The following is a 21798-nucleotide window of genomic DNA, read 5'->3' on the forward strand; positions in this document are numbered from 1 at the left end:
GGCTCCTCGCGGCCGTCAGGCTCTTGTTAGTCCTTGAGGTTCTCGGGGTTGAGCGGCGTCTTCAGCCAGGCTTCGGAGCTCGCGTTCAACTTGCCGTCCGAGAGCATTTTGGCGACGGAGTCATTGACCGCCTTCTTCAGGCCTTCCTCGCTCTTGTTGAGACCGATATGCGACGGTGAGGTCAGAAGCTGGAATTTCTGCTCCGGCTTCAGCGCCTCCTGGCGAGCCAGCACCTGGGCGCCGACGTCGTTGCCGACGACCATCAGTTGCGTCTGGCCGGAAATGAAGGCCTGGATCACCGCATTGTAGTTGTCGAAGCGCTGGATGTCGGCATTGGCTGGTGCTGCCTCGGTCAGCGAGGTGTCTTCCAGCGTGCCACGGTTGACGGCGATGGTCTTCTCCGCAAGGTCTTCCTTGCCGGCGACCTTCAGTTCCGCCGGGCCGATGACGGCGATGTAGTACGGCGCATAGGCGGCGGCGAAATCGATCACCTCGGCGCGCTCCTTGGAGAAGCCGACGCTCATCAGGATATCGACGCGCTTGTCGTTGAGATAGGGAATACGGTTCTGGCCGGTGACGCTGACGAGGTTCAGCTTGACGCCGAGGTCATCGGCGATCTGCTGGGCCACGTCGACATCGTAGCCCTTGATGCTCATGTCGGCGCTGGCAGACGAGAAGGGCGGGAAGTCGGAGAAGATGCCGACATTGATCTGGCCGGCGGACTTGATATCGGCGAGCGCATCGGCCTTGGCGATGCCGGCGGCTGCACCGAGCATCAGGGCAGCGGCGAATGCTGTCTTCAGTTTTGCATGGATCGTCATGGTAATTCCCCTACCCGGAAGCTTTGTGATTGTGCAGTCTGGTGGTCGACCGCCGGTTCCGGTCCGGCAGCCGACAAACATTTTTCCGGGCGTCAGGCGGACTTGCCTGTGATCGCCGGGCTGAAGACCATGAGGCTCAGGATTTCGAAGAGCACCTGGGCACCGGCATGGGCGGTATTGGTGGTCGAGTCGTATTGCGGCGCCACTTCCACGACGTCGCCGCCGACCAGATTGACTCCCTTGAGGCCGCGGATCAATTCCAGCACTTCGCGGGTCGTGAGGCCACCCACTTCCGGCGTCCCGGTGCCCGGAGCGAAAGACGGATCGAGGCTGTCGATGTCGAAGGAGAGATAGGTCGGGCCATCGCCGACGATCTTCTTCGCCTTCTCGATGATCGCGGGAATGCCGAGACCGGTCACTTCTTCCGCATGGATGACCGTCATGCCGGACTCGTAGGAGAACTCCCAGAGATATTCGGCCGAGCCGCGAATGCCGATCTGCACGACGCGAGTCGGGTCGAGCACACCGTCGAGCACCGCGTTGCGGAACGGACCGCCGTGGTGGAACTTGGTGAGGTCGTAGGCGCCGCCGGTGTCGCAATGGGCGTCGATATGGATCATGCCGACGGGGCGCTTCTTGCCGACTGCCTTGAGGATCGGATGGGTGATCGAGTGATCGCCGCCGACCGAGAGCGGCAGCACGCCGGCTTCGACGATCTGGTTGATGCGCTTCTCGATATCCTCGTGGCTGAGTTCCAGCCGGTAGCGGCTCTGGAACGGCACGTCGCCGATATCGGCGACCCGCAGTTCCTGCACCGGCGTGCAGCCGAGCACGTGGTTGTAGGGGCCGATACGCTCGATCGAACGCAGCGCCCGCGGTCCGAAACGCGAGCCCGGACGGTTGGTGACGCCGAGATCCATCGGAATGCCGACGATCGCCACCTGCAGATTGCCAAAGTCCGGGTTTTCTGCATCGACGGGCATGTGCGGCGCCGTCAGGAAGGTCGGGATGCCGGAATAGGGTGCGAGACGCGTGCCGCTCTTGTTGAAGATCTTGTCGGCAACCTTGCGGAAGGTCGGATCGAACAGTTCGCCGCCGTGGCTTTCGCCGTACTTCGCCTTCAATTCGGCAAGCTTGTTGTTGTCCCAGGCCATCCGTTCAATCCTCCGTCATGAATAGCCCGAGGCATGCGCGTGAAGCGCCACAGATATCTGTCTGCGGATGGGGCCGGCTCGTCCGGCGCGATCATGTTCCCCAGGCGTTTTCGCCTTTGTTGATGAACATTAGGCGGTAATTCGACTAGAAAATCAATTGACATTGTTATAGCGTTTCGTGTGAGAAAAATTCACATAACTGTAACCGCCGGAACGCCCAGATTTGTCCAGCCGCCTGCCCCCGCTCAACCCCTTGCGTGCCTTCGAAGCGACAGCGCGGCGGGGCTCCGTGTCGGCTGCGGCGCGCGAGCTGAACGTTACCCACGGTGCGATCAGCCACCAGATCCGGGCGCTCGAACTCTCGGTCAAGGCGGCGCTGTTCGAGCGCGGCGGCAAGCGGCTGAAACTGACGCCGCAGGGCGCGCTGCTGCTGCCGGCGGTCACCCATGCTTTCGCCGAGATCGCCGCGGCGACGGCGGCAATGACGCGGCCGACGACGAGCGGCGAACTCCGCATCACCTGCGTCCCGGCGCTGCTTTCCTTCTGGCTGATTCCGCGGCTGCACCTCTTTACCGAGCAATATCCGGACGTGCGCCTGACGCTGATCGCCTCCAACGACGAAGCCTATCTGCACTCGCCCGATGTCGACGTCTGCCTGATCTACGGCGACGGCAACTGGTCCGGTGCCTGGGCCAAGCTCTGGAGCCGTCTCGAACTTTTCCCGGTCGTAAGCCCGACGCTCGTCAACATGCGGCCCTTGCGTTCCGTCCGGGATCTGCGCGACCACGTGATGCTGCATGGCGACGATGGACGCGAGTGGAACACCTGGCTCGCAGCGGCGGATGCCAGCGACCTGCAGCGCGGCCAGCAGCATTTCATGAGCGATGCGCGGCTTTCAACCGAAGCGGCGCTGCACAACCAGGGCGTCGCGCTCGGCGACACCATCACCGCCGGCAGCCTCATCGCGCGCGGCGAACTGATCGCCCCTTTCGACCTGACGGTGCCCGCCAACGACGCCTTCTTCGTCGCCTGCCGCAATGAAGTGCTGGCCGCGCCGATCGTGCGCATCTTCATCGACTGGATGTTTGCGACGCTCGAAAGCGACCCGATGCCCGAGCTCCAGACGTCAGCGCGCACGATTATTCGCAGCCGGACCTCGAAATCCGAGCCAACTGATCGTAAATCGAAGCCGGACGGCTTTCAGCCGGTCTCGGCGCCAAGCCGCGATCGCCGCTCAGAGCGTCCGCTGAAACCTAAAGCCAAGGCCTGAAGCGGGAGGAGGAAAAGTGTATACGATTTTCGCCCGCATCCCGCTTGAAACTATCTAACGCAGGAACTCCCGCCATGCCGCATTTCAACCCGCTCGTCGAAAAGCTCTCGCCGCCGCCCGTGCCTTCGGTGCTGGCTTGGGCGAAATCCTACGACGGCTCCCGTGGCCCGCTGATCGATCTGTCGCAGGCGGTGCCCGGCTATCCCGCCCATCCGGACATGCTGGCCTGGCTCGGCGAAGCTGCGGCCTCCACCGCCTATACCGGCTATGGCGCGATCGAGGGCGAAGCGGTGCTGCGTGACGCCTATTCGGCCCATGTCGCCGGGCTCTATGGTGCCGTGATCACGGCCGACAACATCCATATCACCTCGGGCTGCAACCAGGCCTTCATCTGCACGGCAATGGCCATTGCCGGCGCGGGCGACACGATCCTGATGACCAACCCCTACTACTTCAACCAGGAAACGACGCTTTCGATGCTCGGCATCCATGTCGAGCTCGTGCCATGCGACGCCGGTGCAGGCTTCCTGCCGGAGGTCGACGCGATCGCTGCAGCGCTTCGCCCCGGCATCCGCGCACTCGCGCTCGTCTCGCCCAACAACCCGACCGGTGCCGTTTATCCGCCGGAGCTGCTTGGCCGCATTTACGAGGCTTGCCGCAGCAAGGGCGTCTGGCTGATCCTCGACGAGACCTATCGCGACTTCCTGCCCGACGCGTCTGCCGCCCCGCATGGCCTGCTTTCAGCCGAAGGCTGGCAGGAAAGCTTCATCGGCCTCTACAGCTTCTCGAAATCCTTCTGCATTCCCGGTCATCGCCTGGGCGCGATCACCGCTGGCCCTGCCGTCATCGAGCAAGTGACGAAGATCATGGACAACCTGCAGATCTGCGCGCCGCGCTCGGCCCAGGCCGCGGTCGCCAAGGCGATCCCTGCGCTTGCCGACTGGCGCCAGGCAAACCGCGCCGAGATCGCAGCACGCGCAGACGCGCTGCGCGATGTCATGAGCCGCTTGCCGCAATGGAAGCTGCAGGCCGTCGGCGCCTATTTCGCCTATGTCCGCCACCCCTTCCCGGATATCGACTCGCAGTTCATCGCGGAGAAGCTCGCAAAGCTCGCCGGCGTCGTCTGCCTGCCGGGCGACTATTTCGGCGAAGGCCAGGAGAACTATCTGCGCTTCGCCTTCGCCAATGCGGATGCCGCAACGATCCGCCAGCTTGAAGAGCGGCTGGCAAACTTCACGCCGCCCGGTCTCTGAGACCGCGAATGACGCAATTCCGGACAGAAAACCGCTTCACACTTTTCCTGGAATTGCTCTGAAGAAAGCGCGCGGCGTTATCCGCGCCGCGCGATCAGGATGCCGACAAGCACGATGGCGCCGCCGATCGCCTGCATCATGCCGACCGGTTCGGCAAGCAGGATCCAGGCGAGAATTGCCGCCACGACCGGCTGCAACAGCAAGGTCAGCGAGGAAAATGCGGCCGGCAGATAGGCAAGCGCATAGGTGATCGCCACCTGCCCGCCGGCATGACTGACAAAGGCGAGGCCGAAGAGCATCGACCAGCCGAACGCCGTTGCCGGAAAGAACGTCGGTTCAAACAGGGCCGCAATCGGCAGCATGCAGATCGCCGCAGACGCCGTGCTCCAGATCATGATGCGCACCGTGCTGAAGAGACTACGCAGCCTCCCGATCGCCAGGATATAGCCGGCATAGAACATGGCGGCGATGACGGCGATGCCGTCCCCCAGCAGATTGCCCTCACCGAGCGCCATCGGTCCGCCCTTGAGGATCACCACGCCCGCGACCGCTGTGACCAGACCGATCGCAAAGACCGCACTGATACGCGCCCGAAACAAGAGCCAGCTCGTCAGTGTCACGAAAACGGGCGCCAGATTGGCAAGCAGCGTGGCGTTGGCAACGGATGTCTTGGTCAGCGCGTAGTGCCAGGCGCCGAGATCGATGGCGAGAAACACGCCGGGCAGGATGAGCAGCGCATATTCCGAGAGCTTTTCCGGTCGCCGCCCGCCGGCACCCTCGGGGCGGAACCAGGTCCAGGCAAGAAGCGGGATCAACGCCAGAGCCACGCGCCAGAAGGCGGTCGCCATCGGCCCGACTTCCGACAGTCGCACGAAGATCGGCGACCCGCCGATCGCAGCGCCGCCGATGAGAAGTGCTGCCATGGCAACGCGATTGTGGGCCGAGGAATGATGTGGGTGGGTCACGGGAGGCATCCGGAAGGGAGCAGTGGTCTGCTGCAGATCGTTGACGAGCTATCAGATGCCGGCCGCCGGTGACAGTCCTTGTGGCCCACGCCCGAAAGAAAAACGGCCGCCGCGGATTGCGACGGCCGTCTCTCAAATGCTGTTGCGCTTTTCTCAGGCAGCGTCGGGAACGTGGACAGTCTTCACTTCGAGGAAATCCTCGAGGCCGAACATGCCGCCTTCGCGACCGTTGCCAGACTGCTTGTAGCCGCCGAACGGGCTGCCATAGCGATGCGGCCCGCCATTGATGTGCACCATGCCGGCGCGCAGACGCGCGGCGACACGCTCGGCCCGCTTCGGATCACCCGTCTGCACGTAAGCCGCGAGACCGTAATTGGTGTCGTTGGCAACCGCGATCGCTTCCTCTTCGGTATCGAAGGGGATGATCGCGAGCACCGGACCGAACACTTCCTCGCGGGCGATGCGCATGTCGTTGTTGACGTCGGCAAAGATCGTCGGCTTGACGAAGTAGCCGGTCTCGAAGCCCTCCGGCTTGCCGGCGCCGCCGACGAGCAGACGCGCGCCTTCGGCAATGCCTGCCTCGATCAGCGCCTGCACCCGGCCGAACTGGATGTGGCTGACGAGCGGACCGATGTGGCCGCCTTCCTGGGTGGGGTCGCCGACCTTCGCCTCGCGGCCGACACGCTTGGCGATCTCGACCACCTGGTCGTAAACGCTGCGCTCCACCAGCATTCGGGTCGGCGCGTCGCAGGACTGGCCGGAATTGTTGAAGCATTCCAGCACGCTGCCGGTGACGCGGTCTTCGAGATCGGCATCGGCAAAGACGATGTTCGGCGACTTGCCACCGAGTTCCAGCGTCACGCGCTTGACGGTCTCGGCCGCATCCTTGCTGACGGCGATGCCGGCGCGGGTCGAGCCGGTGAACGACATCATGTCGATGTCGCGATGCTTGGAAAGGGCAGCACCGGCATTGATGCCGTCGCCGTTGACAAGGTTGAAGACGCCGGCCGGAAAGCCCGCCTCGTCGATCATCTCGGCGTAGAGCATGGCGTTCAGTGGCGTGAACTCGCTCGGCTTCAGGATGCAGGTCGAGCCGGTTGCCAGCGCCGGCACCACCTTCAGCGCGATCTGGTTGATCGGCCAGTTCCACGGCGTGATCAGACCGCACACACCGATCGGCTCGCGCAGGATGACGTCGCCGTTCGGCAGCCGGTCGCGGCTCTTCAGCCGCTTCAGCGCGTCGATGAAGCCCTGGAGGTGGCCGACGCCGACATCGGCCTGCTGCTCGCGGGTCATGGTCTTCGGTGCACCAAGCTCCATGGTGATGGTATCGACCATCTCGTCATAGCGGCGCTTGTAGACGGCAAGCAGCTTTTCGAGCAGCGCCAGCCGTTCCTCGACGCTGGTCTGGCTGTAGGTGGCAAAGGCCTTCTTGGCGGCGGCAACCGCCCGGTCGATGTCCGCGGCCGTACCCATCGAGATGACAGCGATGGGCTTTTCGGTAGCCGGGTTCAGCACCTCGAGATCGTTTGCGACGATGGGATCCACCCAGGCGCCGTTGATGTAGAACTTGCGTTTGTCGAGCATTCGCTCCTCCTTCCCGTCAGTTTGTCTTTTGCTTCTCCGCGAGCCAGTTCCGGATCAGCATGCGATAGCGCTCGCCGGAAAAGCTCGGAAAATGTCCGCCATGAACGATACGCGCGGGGATCGCGAGCAACCGTTCCATCGACGCCAGGTAGTCGTCGGCATTGGAATGATAGGTGTCCTCGATCAGAGGCCCGTCATAGAGAATGTCGCCCGAGAAGAGCACGCCGGTTTTCGCCTCCCAAAGCGCAATCCCGCCGGGCGAATGGCCGGGCGTATGGATCACCTCGAAGACCCGGTCGCCGAGATCGATATGGTCGCCGTCTTCCAAGAGCCGCGTCGCCGGCGCCGCCCTCACCGCATAGGTGGTGGAGGCGTAGGGTTCGGGCGGCAATGCGTCGAAGATCTCGTYGGCGACATAGGGATCGGCAAGCGTGTTCTTGCGGGTCGGATGCGCCAGCAGCTCCGCCTCGGCGGAATGCACGCAGCGGCACTCGAACTCGTGATGGCAGCCGATATGGTCGAAGTGGGTGTGGCTAGCGACGGCATCCAAGGCACGTTCGGTGACGAGCGGCACCCATTGCCTGAGTGACACGACGCCCATGCCGCTGTCGACGAGCATGTCGCGGTCACGGCCGCGCACATGCCAGATGTTGCAGCGGTAGAACTCCTGGATAAAGGGCTCGTCGATGATGGTGACGCCATCGTCGAGCCGTCTCACCCGGTACCAGTCCTTGGGGGCAATTCTCTGCATCGTGCTACGCGTGTCCACCTGTGGCGGGCAAAGCTACGACGTCGGTTGCGCGCACGGCAAGCGGCACAATCTCGCCCTCGCGCACGCTTGCCGATTGCGGCAGGTGTGCCACAAGCGCCCTCGTATCCGCAGCACAGGGCTGCAGGTGGCAACGATAGTGCGTGCCGAAAAAGGCGCTGCCGGCGACCCGCGCCTCTCCGAGCGTCACCGTCGGTCCCTCTGCCTTGTCGTCGGCGCGGAAATGCTCGGGCCGGATAGTCAGCATGATCCGGTCCCCGGCCTTCGGCGACGATGCGGTGAAATTGCCGGCCGGCAACGCCAGGCTGCCGAGTGGTGTTTCGACTTGGGCGGAGCTGGCATCCGCCGCCGCGACACGACCGGAAACGAAATTGACCTCGCCCATAAACCCCGCTGAAAACAGCGAGCGCGGGCGCATATAAATCTCCGACGGCGGGCCGAAATCCTCGATCCGCCCCTGGTTCATCACCACGATGCGGTCGGCAATCGCCATCGCCTCCTCCTGGTCGTGGGTGACGTGCACGAAAGTGGTGCCGACCCGCTTCTGGATCGCCTTCAGCTCATCCTGCATCTGGCGGCGAAGTTTCAGATCGAGCGCGCCGAGCGGTTCGTCGAGAAGCAGGACGTCCGGATCGACGGCCAGCGCGCGGGCGAGCGCCACGCGCTGACGCTGGCCGCCCGAGAGCTCATGCGGTCTCTTGCCGGCAGAGGCCTTCAGCCCGACAAGATCGAGGAAGCCGAGCGCCTTTTCCTCGCGCTCGGCCTTGGAAAGTCCGCGCATCCTGAGCCCGAAGCCGACATTGTCGACGAGGCGCATATGCGGAAACAGCGCATAGTCCTGGAACATCGTGGTCGTCGGGCGCTTGGCCGGCGCGACATAGGTCATGTCCCTGCCGCCGATCGCCACACGGCCCGTGCTTGGCGACTGAAAGCCGCCGAGGATGGACAGAAGCGTGGTCTTGCCGCAGCCCGACGGTCCGAGCAGGACGATGAACTCGCCCGCCCGGATATCGAGGGAAACGTTGTCGAGCGCCGTGAAGGCACCGAAGATCTTGCTGACGTTTTCGATCGAGACCGGCGCAGTCATTGTTTTTTCGTCCTTCCGAACAAAGAGAGCTCGAGGATGAGGAGAATGGCCACTGAGGCGAGGAACACCAGCGAGCCAATGGCATTGGTCTTGGGGTTGAGGCCGGAGCGCAGCATACTCCAGATCTCCACCGGCAGCGTCACGTCGAAGCGCGACAGCAGGAAGGCGATGATGAACTCGTCCCAGCTGAAAGTGACGGAGAGGAAGAAGGCGGCAAGGATCGAGGGCATCAGCATCGGCGCCGTCACCAACGCCATAACCTTGAAATCGCTGGCGCCAAGATCGCGCGCCGCCCGCTCGATGTTGATGTGGTGATCGCCCATCGAGGCATAGATGATGGCAAAGCAGAGCGGCAGGTTGATCACCACATGGCCGACGCCGACGGTCATCAGGGACAGCGGGATATGCAGCGCATTCATGAGCGACAGCAGGCCGAGCGCGATGATCAGGTAGCTGACCGTCATCGGTGCGATCAGCAGCCCCCTTTGCAGCGCCGAGCCCGGCAGCTTGTAGCGCGCCAGCGCATAGGCCGCGAGAAAACCAAGCAGCACCGAGATGGCCGAGGAGACGAGTGCCACGACCATCGAGTTGCCGAGCGCAGCCATCAGCTTGCGGTCGGCGAAAACCGCCTCGTACCATTGCAGCGAGAAGCCGTTGAACGGCGGCACCGGCAGACGGCCATCCTGGAAGGAGAAAAGCACCAGCACGGCGACCGGCAGGAAGATGAAGGCATAGACGAGGACGAGATAGGTCCAGGAGAGCAAGCTTGCGGAGATCTGGCGCAACATCGTCAGGCCCTCTCGATCTTCAGCCAGCGGGCGCAGGCAAGGTAGGCGACGGTGACGGCCAGCATCAGGACGATCGACAGCGCCGCCGCCATCGGGAAATCCGCCCGGCGCCCGAGTTGCAGCATGATGATCTGCGGCAGCACCAGCTCGTTGTTGCCGCCGAGGATCTGCGGCGTGACGTAGTCGCCGATACACAGGACAAAAGTGAGGAAGGCGCCGGTCATGATGCCGGGCAGCGTCAACGGCAAGACCACATGCCAGAAGGTCTGGAAGGCATTGGCGCCGAGATCGGCGGCTGCGCGGCGGTAATTGGGCGAAAGCTGGATGAGATTTGAATAGATCGTCAGCGTCAACAGCATGACGAAGAAATGCACGAAGCCGATGACGGTGCCGGTACGCGTGCTCGCGAGTTCCAGCGGCTCCGAGATCAGCCCGATGCTCATGAATGTCTGGTTGATCACGCCGTTCTTCGACAGCACCAGCAGCCAGGAATAGGAGCGCACCACATAGGACGTCCAGAACGGCAGGATCGCCAGGATGAGCGCCATGCGCTGCAGCCGCTTCGGCACGCGCTCGGCGATGATCCAGGCCAGCGGATAGGCAAGCAGCACAGAAATCACGGTGACGATGACGGTGATTTCGAGCGAGTTGATCAATCCGCGGAACAGCGCGTTCTCGGAGAAGAAGCGGACGTAATTGTCGAGATTCCAGACATGGACGATGTCCCGCCCTTCCCGCTTCCACAGGCTCATGGCCGCCATGAAAGCGAAGGGCACGACGAAGAAGGCGACGGTCCACAGAAGCGCTGGAGCAACGAAGCCCCAGGCCTTGCGGCGGTCGGCGTCTTCAAGCGCTGTCGCTGATGTCAAAGCGGTGTCTGCCATTACCGTCCCAGATCAAAGGATTTCGGCCAACGAAGAAAAAGGGCGAGCGCGACACATCGCGCCCGCTGCTGTCGTTACTGCTGCAGCATTTCCGTCCAGGCGTCCTGGAACTGCTGGTCGAGTTCGGACGACGGGATCGGGTAAAGCTGGGTCTTCTTCAGGTATTCAGCCTGCTGGTCGAAGCGCAGAGCCGCCTTCTGCTGGTCGGTCAGATGCTCGCCCGCCTTGGCATTGGCCGGCATCGCCCAATAGCAGGACGACGTCGCAAGCCGCGCCTGCCCTTCCGGGCTCACGATGTACTGGACGAACTTCAGCGCCAGATCCTGCTTGGTCGAATCCTTCATGACCCCGATCGATTGCGCCCAGCGCACGGCGCCCTGCTCGGGGATGGTCCAGTCGAGGTTCGGCTTGTCGGCCGAGAGAACCGCGGTGATCCATTCACCGCCGCCGACGAGGATGTCGACTTCGCCGGTCGCAAGGGCTGTCTGCGAGGAGACGACGTCGCTCACCTGCTTGGAGACCGCACGCATCGCCGCAAGTTTTTCCTTGATCGCCGGCATGTCGGCTTCGCTGAGCTCGGCAGTCTTCTTGCCGAGGCCAAGCCCGACGAGACCGATCATCGGCAGGTAATAGTCATAGAGCGCGATGCGGCCCTTGTACTTGTCCGACCAGATGATCGACAGGTCCTGCATGTCCTTCGGGTCGACCTTGGTCTTGTCGTAGGAAATCGTGTTGTAGCCAAACTTCTCGGTGACGGCGTAGATCTTGCCGTCCTTGGTGTTGTTCGCCTCCATGCGCACTTCCGGGAAGATGTCGGCGGTCGGCAGCGCATCGGCGGGCATTTCGGCAAGCAGATCGAGATCGATGGCGCGGTGCACGTCGACGCCATCGATGACGAGCACGTCCCAGTCACCCGGCTGCGACTGGTCGAGGATCGAGAGCCCCGCCCCGGTGCCCTCATAGACCTTGACGTTCACTTTGACGTCGTTGGCCTTTTCAAACGGTTCGAGAAGCGCAGGATCGGTGTGGTCGCACCAAACGAGCGCATTGAGCTCCTCTTGCGCGAAGACGGGCGCCGGTGCGGCAACCGTCGACAGCGCAGCAATCGCGATTGCGGCCGTAGAAGAGAAAAAACGGCGCAGGCGCGCACCGTCACGAACTGACTGCATCATGCTGTTGCCCTCTTGTTTTGACGCTCGTTTCGGCGTCTTCAAAAAAAGATTGAATGAATTCATTTTTTAAGTCAATCTCAATTTTGAACCAATTCATAATTCGGGGAAACACTGGAATGACGGGACTGCGCGCACGGCAAAAGGCCGATCGCAACAGGCGAATTCTCGACGCCGCCGCCGTGCTCTTTCGCGAAGTCGGCTATGACAGCGCGCGCATCGAGGACATTGCCGAGCGCGCCGAGATTTCGGTCGGAACCTTCTACAATTACTATGAAAACAAGGGCGACATCCTGCTCGCCACCGTGTCGATGGAAGTCGAGGAGGTGCTCGCGGGGGGCGGATCGATCGTCGACAATCCGCCGGCATCCGTCATGGGCGCCCTGGATGCCCTGATCGGCGAATATTACGACCACTCGCTCTACTATCTCAGCAAGGAGATGTGGCGGACGGCGATGGCGCTCGCCATCCAGCAGCCGGAGAGCCCTTTCAGCAAGCGCTATACGGATCTTGATCGCCGGCTCTGCGCGCAGGTTTCGACGCTGATCCGCAAGCTGCAGGCCAAGAGCGTCGTCGCGCCTGACGTCGATGCCGAGGCGGTCGGCGAGATGTTCTTCAACAATCTCAACATGATGTTCACCGAGTTCGCCAAGCGCGAAACCATGACGCTCGACGATCTCAAGGCCCGGGTCTCACGCCAGAACCGCCCGCTTGCGACGTTGATCGCGGCACGCTGACCGTCACCACAAACGAGCCGCGCTCGGCAAAAAGAGGGAACCCGATGTCAGATCTCGAACAGGCGGTGCTTGCGGCCGCTGACCGGCTTGTCGCCGCCTTTGCCCGGCACGATCGCGCCGCCTACTTCTCGGCCTTTGCGCCCAATGCCACCTTCATCTTCCATACGCTCGACCGGCCGCTGAAGAGCCGCGCCGAATACGAGGCAGAATGGTCGCTTTGGGAGGAACGGGATGGTTTTCGCGTCCATGCGTGCCGGTCGAGCGAGCGGAATGTCCAGAGCATGGGCGATGTCGCGGTCTTCACGCACCGCGTCGAGACGGAACTGGAATTCAATGGAGAACCGGCGACTGCCGACGAGCGGGAAACGATCGTTTTCGAGCGGGCGTCATCGGGAGATTGGCTCGCCGTGCATGAGCACCTGTCACGGCATGGCTGAAGGCTGGCCTCAGAAGGCGCCGACCACCACGGCGCTGACGAAGGAAAAAGCGGCAACGATGGCGATGGCGTGCGGAACGAGGTGAACATGCGAGCGGCGTGGCGGTGTCGTCCCATAGAGTGCGTAGCGGGACTGGATCATCGGTTTCGCAGCGTTCATCGCGTCTCTCCGTTCCTGCGAGGGCCTCGGCCATCGACTATCTTGTTCTCCTATATTCTCCATTGAGTTTGTAGATATTATTTTCCGCAAATTGCACAGATCGTAAAAAAATCAGTTCAGCGGGCGGACGCCATCAATGCCGGTTGCGGTTGCGCTCCTTCAGATGCTTCGACCAGCTCTCGCTGAACCACGGCGTCAGCAGCGAAACGTCGGATGCGCGGTGCGAGCGCGTCAACGCGCTGTCCGCTTCGACGCAGGTCCAGACCGTAAACGCGGTCAGCTCATGCTTGCCGAACGTCTGAATCAGCGGAATGTCTGCCGCATCGCGACCCCGGGCAACGGCGATGCGGCCAGCCCGCCGCTGGTTGTTCTTGGCGTCGAAGGTGTGCCACCGGTCGCCGAGGAAGACTTCGAACCAGGCGTTGAAATCCATCGGCGCCGGATTTTCGCTTTTCGGAACGTCGGCCATGTAGCCGTTCACATAGCGCGCCGGCATGTTCATGCAGCGGCAGAAGGTTATGGCGAGATGGGCATAGTCGCGGCTGACGCCGACGCGATCCTCATGAGCCTCGAGCGCCGTGCGCATCGCCTGGGCATAGCCATAGCTGAAGACCAGTCGCTCGTGCACATAGTCCGAGATAGCCTGAACGCGATCCCATCCGGCCGGCACATCGCCGAAGAGCCGCCAGGCGAGCGCGCCCAGCCGGTCCGTTTCGCAGTAACGGCTGGCGGCAAGGTAGGGTAGCCACGCTGCCGGCAGATTTTCGACAGGGACCGCTCCCGCCAGGGGATCGGAGGCATCGAGCTTGCCGTCGTCCTCGATAACGGCATCGTAGGAGAGCTTGAAGTCGCCTTCCGGCGCCGTCATCCGCAGGCAGGTGTTGCCGTGCGGATCGGTGATCTGTTCCATCCTCACCAGCGGCATGGACAGCGGGCCATGCTCGCGACAAAGCGCACCCCGTCGCTCCGGCACGACGGAAAGATAGGTCATCATCGGAGTCGGCTGCGGACAACGAATGCCGATTTCATAGCCAAAACGCACGAACATCTCAGACCTCCAAGATCGATGGGGAACGGTCGGCTCCCCCTCTGCCCTGCCCGCCCAGAAAACGCAGGCCTTCCTTGGTATCCGTATGCGAAGGGAACCGCGCAGGCGGCCCTCAGATGCAAGCAAATGCATGCAGGCTGCGCCCTTCGGCGGGCGCGCCGATGTTGATGGGCCGATACTAGCGCATCAGGCAACCGGACGGTATCGCGTCAGGCGCGAAAACGACGCTCGGCCCACGCGCGACACCGTCCTTGCGGCAGACGATAGTGGCCGACCGCCTATAGCCCGACGGCATCCTTGAACTGGTACCACCAGGAGCCGATCGTCGAATATTGCGCACGGAACATGCGCCCGCCCGGGAACGGATACCAGGGCAGTTTCTCGAAGACGTCGTAACGCGTGGTGTCACCATCGATCGCCTCGGCGAGCGTGCGGCCGAAGAGATGCGAGCCGGTGACGCCGTGGCCGCTATAGCCGTGGGCAAAATAGGTATTGGAGCCGATGCGGCCCATCTGCGGCACGCGGGTGAAGGAGAGCGCAAAATTGCCGCTCCAGGCATAGTCTATCTTCACGCCCTTGAGTTCTGGGAACACCTTTTCGAGATTGGGCTTGAGCTTGGCGACCACATCGGCCGGGTCGGTACCGCCATAAACGGTGCCGCCGCCGAAGATCATGCGCTTGTCGGCGGACAGGCGGAAATAATCGAGGATGTAGCGCACGTCCTCAACGCACATGTCGCTGGGGATCAGCGAATGGGCGAGTTCTTCGCCAAGCGGCGCCGTGGTGATCATCTGAGTCGAGACCGGCATGACGCGCGAAACGAGCTTCGGCACCGCGTCGCCGAGATAGGCATTGCCGCAGAGCACGACGATGCGCGCCGAGACTTCGCCACCTTCGGTGTAGACCGTCGGCCGCGCCGCTTCGTGGTCGACCTGTGTTACCGGCGACTGTTCGTAGATCGTGCCGCCGATGCTTTCGAAAGCGCGCGCCTCGCCCAGCACCAGATTGAGCGGATGCATGTGGCCGCCGGTCGTATCGAGCATGCCACCGCAATAGGCGTCCGACTTGACGAGCTTGCCGAGCGCGTCGCGGTCGAGAAGCTGGTGATCGTCCATGCCATATTTGCGCCAGAGCGCCTGCTTGGCTTCGAGTTCCTTCATATGCGCCGGGGTATAGGCGGCGTAGATATTGCCCGGCTTCAGGTCGCACTCGATCTGGTACTGGCTGACGAGGCGACGAATGATCTTGCCGCCTTCCTGCACCAGCCCGCCGACGAAACGCGCCGCGTCCTCGCCGTAGCGGCGCTGGATCGTCGCGAGACTGGCGTTGAGGCCGTTGACGACCTGGCCGCCATTGCGGCCCGAAGCGCCCCAGCCGACCTGAGCCCCTTCGATGACGACGACCTTGTAGCCTTTTTCCGCAAGGTGGATCGCCGTCGACAGGCCGGAATAGCCGGCACCGACGACGCAGATATCGGTCTCGACCCGGCCCTGAAGCCGGACCGGCGTGCGGACGATGTTGCGGGACGCGGCATAGTAGCTGGTCGGGTAGCTGCCGTCGCCGGCATAGGACTTCTGTTTCGTAAGCATCAGACGATTTCCAGATAGGCGCTGAATTCGTAGTCCGTGACCTGCTCGGCAAAGCCTGCAATTTCCTGGCGTTTGCAGGCGATCAGCATCGAGCGCAGTACGGGATCGAAAATCTCGGCGGCAATCGGTCCGGCCTCGAAGGTATCGACCGCTTGCCCCCAATCCGAGGGAATTTTGGGCAATTTCTCCGCTGCATAGGCCCGCCCAGAAACCGGCGCCGGCGGCTTCCACTTGTTGCGGATGCCGACGAGTGCTGCGCCAAGGATCGCGGCGACGACGAGATAGGGATTGGCATCTGCGCCTGCGACACGATGCTCGATGCGGCGCGCATTGGGGTTGCCGCCGGGGATACGGATTGCCGAGGTGCGGTTCTCATAACCCCAGCAGACGGCGGTCGGCGCGTGCGTATCGGGACGCAGCCGCCGGTAGGAATTGAAATGCGGGGCAAAGAGCAGCGTCGTCTCGGCCATACCGCGGAGCAGTCCGGCGACGGCGTTCTTCAGGATAGGCGATCCTTCGTCACTGCCATCGTTGAAGACGTTGTTGCCCTCTTCGTCGAGCAGGCTGAAATGGATGTGCAGGCCATTGCCAGAGCGGGTGCCATAGGGCTTCGCCATAAAGGTCGCGGCAAGGCCATGCTTGCGCGCCACACCCTTGACGATGCGCTTGAAGAAGATCGCGTCATCGGCCGCCTTCAGCGGATCGTCGGTGTGAAGCAAGTTGATCTCGAACTGGCCGATGCCGTTTTCGGCAATCGCCGCATCCGCCGGCACGTTCTGCCGGGCGCATTCCTTGTAGACGTCGGAGAAGAACTCGCCGAAATCATCGAGCTCGTCGATCGACAGGATCGCGTCGGAATCGAGCCGCTTGCCGGTATAGGGTGAGATCGGCGGCACCGCGCTGTCGGGCTCCGGATCAATCAGGTAAAACTCCAGTTCCGTCGCGACGACGGGACGGAGGCCGAGCTCCTTGTACTCGCGCACGATGGCTGCCAGCGCCTGCCGCGGATCGGCGAGGAACGGTTTGCCGTCTTCGAGCTGCAGCCAGAGCGGCACCAGCGCGCTCGGCCGAGAGGTCCAGTTGACCGGCAGCGCGCCGCGACCGGTGACGCCGCAGATGCCGTCACGGTCGCCGCTCGCAAATACCTGCTCGCTGTTGATGATATCCTCGCCCCAGACGTCGACGCCGACGATGGAGAGCGGCATGCGGATGCCACCGCCGAGCACCTTTGCCGCCTGTTCCACCGGCACGCGTTTTCCCCGCATGATGCCATTGAGGTCGCAGACCACGGCCTGAATGCTTTCGATCGGCCCGTTCTGCTCGAGCCATGCCTTGAATGCGCTGGGATCTTCCGCGTCGAGCGACATATCGCAAATCTCTTTTTGTGATCACATTTTCAGATTGTTGACATAATTCAGGAATTGGAGTCAAGCATGAGCGATGCTATCAGGCGTTTGACGTAGAGCGGTATGCAGGAAAGTGAATGCGGGTCTCCGCCCGCATTCCACGCGTAACGATAAGTAAGGATCGCGATGACCAGGGCCGAAGAGAGCCAGGATCATCGCAACGGGCAGAAGGACAGGCGCTCTTGAAACCCCTTGTTTTGCCGCCACTTGCGCGACCCGACGGCATGACCACGCATGATTATGCCTTCCACCGTCTGCGACAGGCGATCATGGTCGGCGCGTTCCGCCCCGGCACCTCGGTCACCATCCGCGGCCTGGCCGAAGCGCTCGAAAGCAGCCCGACACCGGTGCGCGAGGCCCTGCGCCAACTGACCTCCATCGGCGCGCTGCAATTTCTGGAAAACCGCCGCATCGTCGTGCCGCACATCACGCCTGCCCGTTTCGAGGAACTGATCTCGCTGCGCATCGCACTCGAAAGCCATGCCGCCCGCCGCGCCGTCGCTCATCTTTCCGAGCGCCAGATTGAAAAGATCACGGCGATCGATGACAGCATCGAGACGGAGATCCGTGGAGGTGACAAGGTGGCGGCGTTGATCGCCAACCAGGCGTTCCACCGCATGATCTATACGGCCAACCCCGATCCGGTCGCCATGCCGCTGATCGAGAGCGTCTGGTTGCAACTCGGGCCTATTCTCGGCATCGCCATGGAACATGTCACCGAGCTCTATGTGGTGGATCGCCACCGCGAGGCGATCGAGGCACTGAGACGGCGCGATGAGCAGGCCGCCGCCGATGCGATCGCCGCCGACATCCGGGAAGGCATCGGCGGCTTCGACCAGCAGGCGGTGGCGCGGCTGCTACGATTGGCCGCCTGAGCCACCCACATCATGCCGCATAGGCACAAATTTTAGTGTGACTAAAATTCCATATTGACAACGCCAGAGTCCGACACCAAAGTCGTGCAAATACAAACGCATAGTGACGGGAAGCGCGCAGCCTTCCGGACTATGCTCGTGCATTCGAGGGGGAGGAGTCCGCTTGAAGAGCCAAAGAGCCACATCCCGGGGCAGCACCTGCACCGATCCCAGGCATTCCCCGTAACCGCCCCTTCGCGCTGAAACGTCCAGCGCCTCTGTTCCGTCCGTCGATGAGCACACTGTTGCGTCAACGGCGTGCGCATCTCGTTTCCTCAAACCAGAATTGGACCCCCCATGAACGAACTCACCAAGACCCGTTTTGCCGCGCTCCGCCGCAAGATGGCCGAAGGCAATGTCGGCCTCATCGCGCTCGCGCCGGGATCGCACATGGATTGGCTGATCGGCTATCATCCACATCCGGACGAGCGGCCCTGCCTGCTTTTGATCGGTCCGGGAAAGGAAGCCTTCCTGATGCCGGCGCTCAACGCCGAGGGCACGCGCGAGCACACCGACATCGCCTTCCACAACTGGGCTGATGACCTTGGCCCGGCCGCTGCCCTTTCAGCCGCGCTCGCCGATGTCGGCGCGGAGAAGCCCGGCCGGGTCGTGCTCGACGAAACCATGCGCGCCGATTTCGCGCTTCTGCTCATCGATGCGCTCCCCGCCGATACCGCCCGCGAATTCACGCCGGCAACGCTCGGCGCGCTCCGCATGCGCAAGGACAAAAGCGAGTACGCGTTTCTGAAGATGAATGCCGGCATCGCCGACCGTGCCATGCAGGCGGCGTTTTCCAAGATCCGCCCAGGCATGACCGAGAAGGAACTGGCCGCCGAAATCCGCGGACACTTCGCCTCTGAAGGCGCGGCACCGGCCTTCTGGATCGTCGGTGCCGGCGGCAATGGCGCTTTCCCGCATCACTCGGCCAGCGAGCGGGTGATCGAGGAAGGCGATGCGGTGGTCATCGACATCGGCGGCCGCAAGCAGGGCTTCCCGAGCGACATCACCCGCATGGCGATCGTCGGCCGCGCGCCCGAGGGATACGGCCAGATCCACACCATCGTTGAAAAGGCCGTACAGGCGGCGATGAAGGCAGCACGCCCGGGCGTCCTCGCCAAGGAAGTCGACGCCGCCGCCCGCAAGGTGATCAGCGATGCCGGCTACGGCGAATACTTCGTGCACCGTACCGGCCACGGCATGGGCATCGACGGCCACGAGCCGCCTTACATCACCGCGACTTCGGAAACCGTTCTGGAAGAAGGCATGGTCTTCTCGATCGAGCCCGGCATCTATCTGCCCGGCCGCTTCGGCATCCGGCTTGAGGATATCGTGATCCTGCGCGAGGACGGGCCGGAGGTTCTTTCCTCCCTGCCCCGCGACGTTCACGTCGCCCGGGTCTGATCAAAGTTGCGGCGCCTTCGGGCGCCGCTTCTCTTTGCCGGTTCACTTGGCGGTACGGAAATCTATTGAGCCGGCCGCTTGCGCGGCGTCGGCATTCCGCTCTCCGCCCCCTTCTTGCCGGATTGCTTCTTGTAGACCGGTTGCTGGTATTCAACCGGCGGCCAGATCCAGTAGTGCCCGTAGGGCTTGCGCTGGACCCCTTCGTAGTACTCGCCCTTCCGCGTCCGCATCTGCGCCTCGGTATCGCCCACGACCATCGTCACTGCGAGGAACGCGCCCAGCATGGCTGCGACCACGAACTGACATTCCGATTTCATCATCACCAAAACTCCTTGCCTCCCTGTCTACGCCTGGAGCGCTCGGGGTCAACATGTCCACGTTTATCAGTTCTTGCTTGACGACCTACCCTGCCTTGGTCATATTGGTGAGATGTCAGACCAATTTGGCCTCTGGGGAGGGAGCCGAATGAATGAACCGGCAAGAGCGGCGCTGATGCCCCTGCCCCCGGCCGATCGGGCCCAGCAGGTGATTGCCGCGTTGGCTGACTACATCGAACAATCGGGCCTGAAGCCGGGCGAACGCCTGCCAGCCGAGCGCGAGTTGATGACGGCGCTGGCCGTCGGCCGTTCGACCATCCGCGAAGTCATCCGCCACTTTCAGGCACTCGGCGTCGTCGAAGCACGCAAGGGCAGCGGCACCTATCTGCTGCGCACGATTTCGGGCGCGACCGTCCATATGCCGCTTACCCTCGATGCGGCTCATCTGCGCGACGTGCTGTTGATGACACTCGAAGTGCGCCGCGGCATCGAGGTCGAGGCCAACATGGTCGCCGCCCGCCGTCGGACCGAAGACGACCTCAAGATCATCGAAATCAAGCTCAACGAAATGGAGCGCGTGCATATCGCCAAGGGCACGTCGGGCCCGGAAGACCTCGCCTTCCATCTTGCGATCTACGACGCCACCCACAACCCGCTCTTCCGCCAGCTTCTCGAACAGATGCGCGAAGCTTTCGAGCGCTTCTGGGAAGAGCCCTTCGACCGGTCGGACTTCGCCCGCCGCTCCTTCCCGTTCCACCGCACCCTCTTCAACGCGATCGCGGCTCAGGATCCTGACACCGCGCGCGAAGAAACGCTGAAAATCCTCGCGATCGTCGAGGAAGACATCAAGGAAATGTCCAAATGACCAACGGCCTCGATCCGTTCGACCACGCCTCGCTGATCGTCGCGCATGACGAGGGCAATGCCTTCGATGCCGTCGTGCCGCCGATCGTGCAGACCTCGCTCTTCACCTTCAAAGACTATGACGACATGGTCGCCTCCTACCGGGGCGAGCGCGTACGGCCGATCTATACCCGCGGCCTGAATCCGACGGTTCGCATGTTCGAGGAGATGCTGGCCAAGCTCGAAGGCGGCGAGGACGCAATCGGTTTTGCCAGCGGCATGTCGGCGATCTCCTCCACTGTGCTTTCCTTCGTCGAGCCGGGCGACCGCATCGTCGCCGTCAACCATGTCTATCCCGATGCCTTCCGCCTCTTCGGCACGCATCTGAAGCGCATGAAGATCGAGGTGACCTATGTCGACGGCCGCGACGAGGAAGCGGTTGCCAAAGCGCTACCCGGCGCCAAGCTCTTCTATATGGAAAGCCCGACGAGCTGGGTGATGGACACCCACGACGTCGCGTCGCTGGCCCGCCTCGCCAAGGACCAAGGCATCATCACCGCGATCGACAACAGTTGGGCAAGCCCGATCTTCCAGCAGCCGATCTCGCTCGGCGTCGATCTCGTCATCCATTCGGCGTCCAAGTATCTCGGCGGCCACTCGGACGTCGTCGCCGGCGTTGTCACCGGATCGAAGGAACTGATCGGCCGCATCCGCTCCGAAGCCTACCCGTATCTCGGTGGCAAGCTTTCGCCCTTCGATGCCTGGCTCCTGATCCGCGGCCTGCGCACCCTGCCGATCCGGATGAAGTCGCACGAGCGTTCGGCGCTTGAAGTCGCGCGGCGGCTGCAGGCCCATCCGCTGGTCGAGACCGTCTGCCATCCCGGACTCGGCAACACGCTGCCGCCGGGGCTTTCCGGCACCTCGGGCCTGTTTTCCTTCATCTTCCGCGAGGGCGTCGATGTCAGGCGTTTCGCGGATCATCTCGAACTCTTCAAGCTCGGCGTTTCCTGGGGCGGACATGAAAGCCTCATCGTGCCGGGCGAAGTCGTGCTGTCACAAAAAGCCCAACCCAATTCCGCGGCCGCCTTCGGCATCTCGCCGCGGTCGGTACGGCTCCATGTCGGCCTGGAGGGAACGGAGGCCCTCTGGAGCGATCTCGAAGCGGCGCTCGCCGTGGCTTCGACTGACTGACAGGGGCGG

The 21798-nt window shown here is 62.8% G+C and carries 22 protein-coding genes; 8 read left to right on the top strand and 14 right to left on the bottom strand.

Features of this window, described 5'->3' with window-relative positions; all coding sequences use genetic code 11:
* Positions 1–26: 26 nt before the first annotated feature.
* Together AB4Z53_RS31000 and speB are read right to left on the bottom strand one after the other, a co-directional pair.
* Complete coding sequence (locus tag AB4Z53_RS31000) at positions 27–821, bottom strand: transporter substrate-binding domain-containing protein (protein ID WP_113539206.1); 795 nt, start codon at positions 819–821, stop codon at positions 27–29.
* 92 nt (positions 822–913) lie between these two features.
* The gene (gene speB, locus AB4Z53_RS31005; RefSeq protein WP_113539205.1) at positions 914–1975 is read right to left on the bottom strand and encodes an agmatinase; all 1062 of its coding nucleotides are present in this window, start codon (positions 1973–1975) and stop codon (positions 914–916) included.
* A gap of 223 nt (positions 1976–2198) precedes the next feature.
* Between speB and AB4Z53_RS31010 the strand changes: the two genes are divergently transcribed.
* Together AB4Z53_RS31010 and AB4Z53_RS31015 are read left to right on the top strand one after the other, a co-directional pair.
* A complete protein-coding gene (locus tag AB4Z53_RS31010) occupies positions 2199–3245 on the top strand; it encodes a LysR substrate-binding domain-containing protein (protein WP_441599207.1) in 1047 nt (348 codons plus the stop codon).
* Positions 3246–3319: 74 nt separating this feature from the next.
* Positions 3320–4498 (top strand): aminotransferase, encoded by a 1179-nt coding sequence (locus AB4Z53_RS31015; protein WP_441599208.1) that lies wholly within the window; start codon positions 3320–3322, stop codon positions 4496–4498.
* A 77-nt stretch (positions 4499–4575) separates the two neighbouring features.
* Here AB4Z53_RS31015 and AB4Z53_RS31020 read toward each other — a convergent pair whose 3' ends face one another.
* The 7 genes from AB4Z53_RS31020 to AB4Z53_RS31050 all read right to left on the bottom strand — a co-directional run bounded on the left by AB4Z53_RS31020 (position 4576) and on the right by AB4Z53_RS31050 (position 11747).
* Complete coding sequence (locus AB4Z53_RS31020) at positions 4576–5421, bottom strand: DMT family transporter (RefSeq protein WP_441599225.1); 846 nt, start codon at positions 5419–5421, stop codon at positions 4576–4578.
* Between the two features lie 195 nt (positions 5422–5616).
* Positions 5617–7050, bottom strand: coding sequence for an aldehyde dehydrogenase family protein (locus AB4Z53_RS31025; protein ID WP_441599209.1), 1434 nt, complete (start codon positions 7048–7050; stop codon positions 5617–5619).
* Between the two features lie 16 nt (positions 7051–7066).
* Positions 7067–7801, bottom strand: a complete 735-nt coding sequence (locus AB4Z53_RS31030; RefSeq protein ID WP_441599210.1) for an MBL fold metallo-hydrolase — start codon at positions 7799–7801, stop codon at positions 7067–7069.
* A 4-nt stretch (positions 7802–7805) separates the two neighbouring features.
* Positions 7806–8906 carry an ABC transporter ATP-binding protein gene (locus AB4Z53_RS31035; protein WP_441599211.1) on the bottom strand — a complete coding sequence of 367 codons (1101 nt, stop codon included), beginning with the start codon at positions 8904–8906 and terminating at the stop codon, positions 7806–7808.
* Positions 8903–9694 (bottom strand): ABC transporter permease, encoded by a 792-nt coding sequence (locus AB4Z53_RS31040; protein WP_113539199.1) that lies wholly within the window; start codon positions 9692–9694, stop codon positions 8903–8905. The genes AB4Z53_RS31035 and AB4Z53_RS31040 overlap by 4 nt, the downstream gene beginning before the upstream one ends.
* Positions 9695–9696: 2 nt before the next feature.
* Positions 9697–10578: an ABC transporter permease gene (locus AB4Z53_RS31045; RefSeq protein WP_113539198.1), complete on the bottom strand. Its 882-nt coding sequence runs from the start codon at positions 10576–10578 to the stop codon at positions 9697–9699.
* A 74-nt stretch (positions 10579–10652) separates the two neighbouring features.
* Positions 10653–11747: an extracellular solute-binding protein gene (locus tag AB4Z53_RS31050; protein ID WP_113539232.1), complete on the bottom strand. Its 1095-nt coding sequence runs from the start codon at positions 11745–11747 to the stop codon at positions 10653–10655.
* 119 nt (positions 11748–11866) lie between these two features.
* Here AB4Z53_RS31050 and AB4Z53_RS31055 point away from each other — a divergent pair, with 119 nt between their 5' ends.
* The gene (locus AB4Z53_RS31055; RefSeq protein ID WP_113539197.1) at positions 11867–12484 is read left to right on the top strand and encodes a TetR/AcrR family transcriptional regulator; all 618 of its coding nucleotides are present in this window, start codon (positions 11867–11869) and stop codon (positions 12482–12484) included.
* 44 nt (positions 12485–12528) lie between these two features.
* Positions 12529–12921 carry a YybH family protein gene (locus tag AB4Z53_RS31060; protein ID WP_113539196.1) on the top strand — a complete coding sequence of 131 codons (393 nt, stop codon included), beginning with the start codon at positions 12529–12531 and terminating at the stop codon, positions 12919–12921.
* Positions 12922–12930: 9 nt separating this feature from the next.
* Here AB4Z53_RS31060 and AB4Z53_RS31065 read toward each other — a convergent pair whose 3' ends face one another.
* From AB4Z53_RS31065 to AB4Z53_RS31080, 4 genes are all read right to left on the bottom strand, one after another.
* Positions 12931–13080, bottom strand: coding sequence for a hypothetical protein (locus AB4Z53_RS31065; protein ID WP_441599212.1), 150 nt, complete (start codon positions 13078–13080; stop codon positions 12931–12933).
* 133 nt (positions 13081–13213) lie between these two features.
* Positions 13214–14128, bottom strand: a complete 915-nt coding sequence (locus AB4Z53_RS31070; protein ID WP_223725323.1) for a transglutaminase-like domain-containing protein — start codon at positions 14126–14128, stop codon at positions 13214–13216.
* 278 nt (positions 14129–14406) lie between these two features.
* Complete coding sequence (locus tag AB4Z53_RS31075; protein WP_441599226.1) at positions 14407–15720, bottom strand: NAD(P)/FAD-dependent oxidoreductase; 1314 nt, start codon at positions 15718–15720, stop codon at positions 14407–14409.
* Positions 15717–17084 carry a glutamine synthetase family protein gene (locus AB4Z53_RS31080; protein WP_223725324.1) on the bottom strand — a complete coding sequence of 456 codons (1368 nt, stop codon included), beginning with the start codon at positions 17082–17084 and terminating at the stop codon, positions 15717–15719. The genes AB4Z53_RS31075 and AB4Z53_RS31080 overlap by 4 nt, the downstream gene beginning before the upstream one ends.
* 221 nt (positions 17085–17305) lie before the next feature.
* Here AB4Z53_RS31080 and AB4Z53_RS31085 point away from each other — a divergent pair, with 221 nt between their 5' ends.
* Together AB4Z53_RS31085 and AB4Z53_RS31090 are read left to right on the top strand one after the other, a co-directional pair.
* Positions 17306–17998 (top strand): GntR family transcriptional regulator, encoded by a 693-nt coding sequence (locus tag AB4Z53_RS31085; RefSeq protein ID WP_223725325.1) that lies wholly within the window; start codon positions 17306–17308, stop codon positions 17996–17998.
* 336 nt (positions 17999–18334) lie between these two features.
* The gene (locus tag AB4Z53_RS31090) at positions 18335–19438 is read left to right on the top strand and encodes a M24 family metallopeptidase (RefSeq protein WP_441599213.1); all 1104 of its coding nucleotides are present in this window, start codon (positions 18335–18337) and stop codon (positions 19436–19438) included.
* Between the two features lie 62 nt (positions 19439–19500).
* Here the strand turns inward: AB4Z53_RS31090 and AB4Z53_RS31095 are convergent, their stop codons facing one another.
* Entirely contained in the window at positions 19501–19758 is a 258-nt protein-coding gene (locus tag AB4Z53_RS31095; protein WP_441599214.1) for a hypothetical protein, read from the bottom strand.
* Between the two features lie 145 nt (positions 19759–19903).
* On the opposite strand from AB4Z53_RS31095, the gene AB4Z53_RS31100 reads away from it, so the two are divergent.
* Both AB4Z53_RS31100 and AB4Z53_RS31105 read left to right on the top strand, forming a co-directional pair.
* Positions 19904–20620, top strand: coding sequence for a FadR/GntR family transcriptional regulator (locus AB4Z53_RS31100; protein WP_113539189.1), 717 nt, complete (start codon positions 19904–19906; stop codon positions 20618–20620).
* A complete protein-coding gene (locus tag AB4Z53_RS31105; RefSeq protein WP_060605247.1) occupies positions 20617–21789 on the top strand; it encodes a PLP-dependent transferase in 1173 nt (390 codons plus the stop codon). Before AB4Z53_RS31100 ends, AB4Z53_RS31105 begins: the two co-directional genes overlap by 4 nt.
* Positions 21790–21798: the final 9 nt, after the last annotated feature.

The sequence above is a fragment of the Ensifer sp. 2TAB8 genome (assembly GCF_052115125.1).
GTDB lineage: Bacteria > Pseudomonadota > Alphaproteobacteria > Rhizobiales > Rhizobiaceae > Ensifer.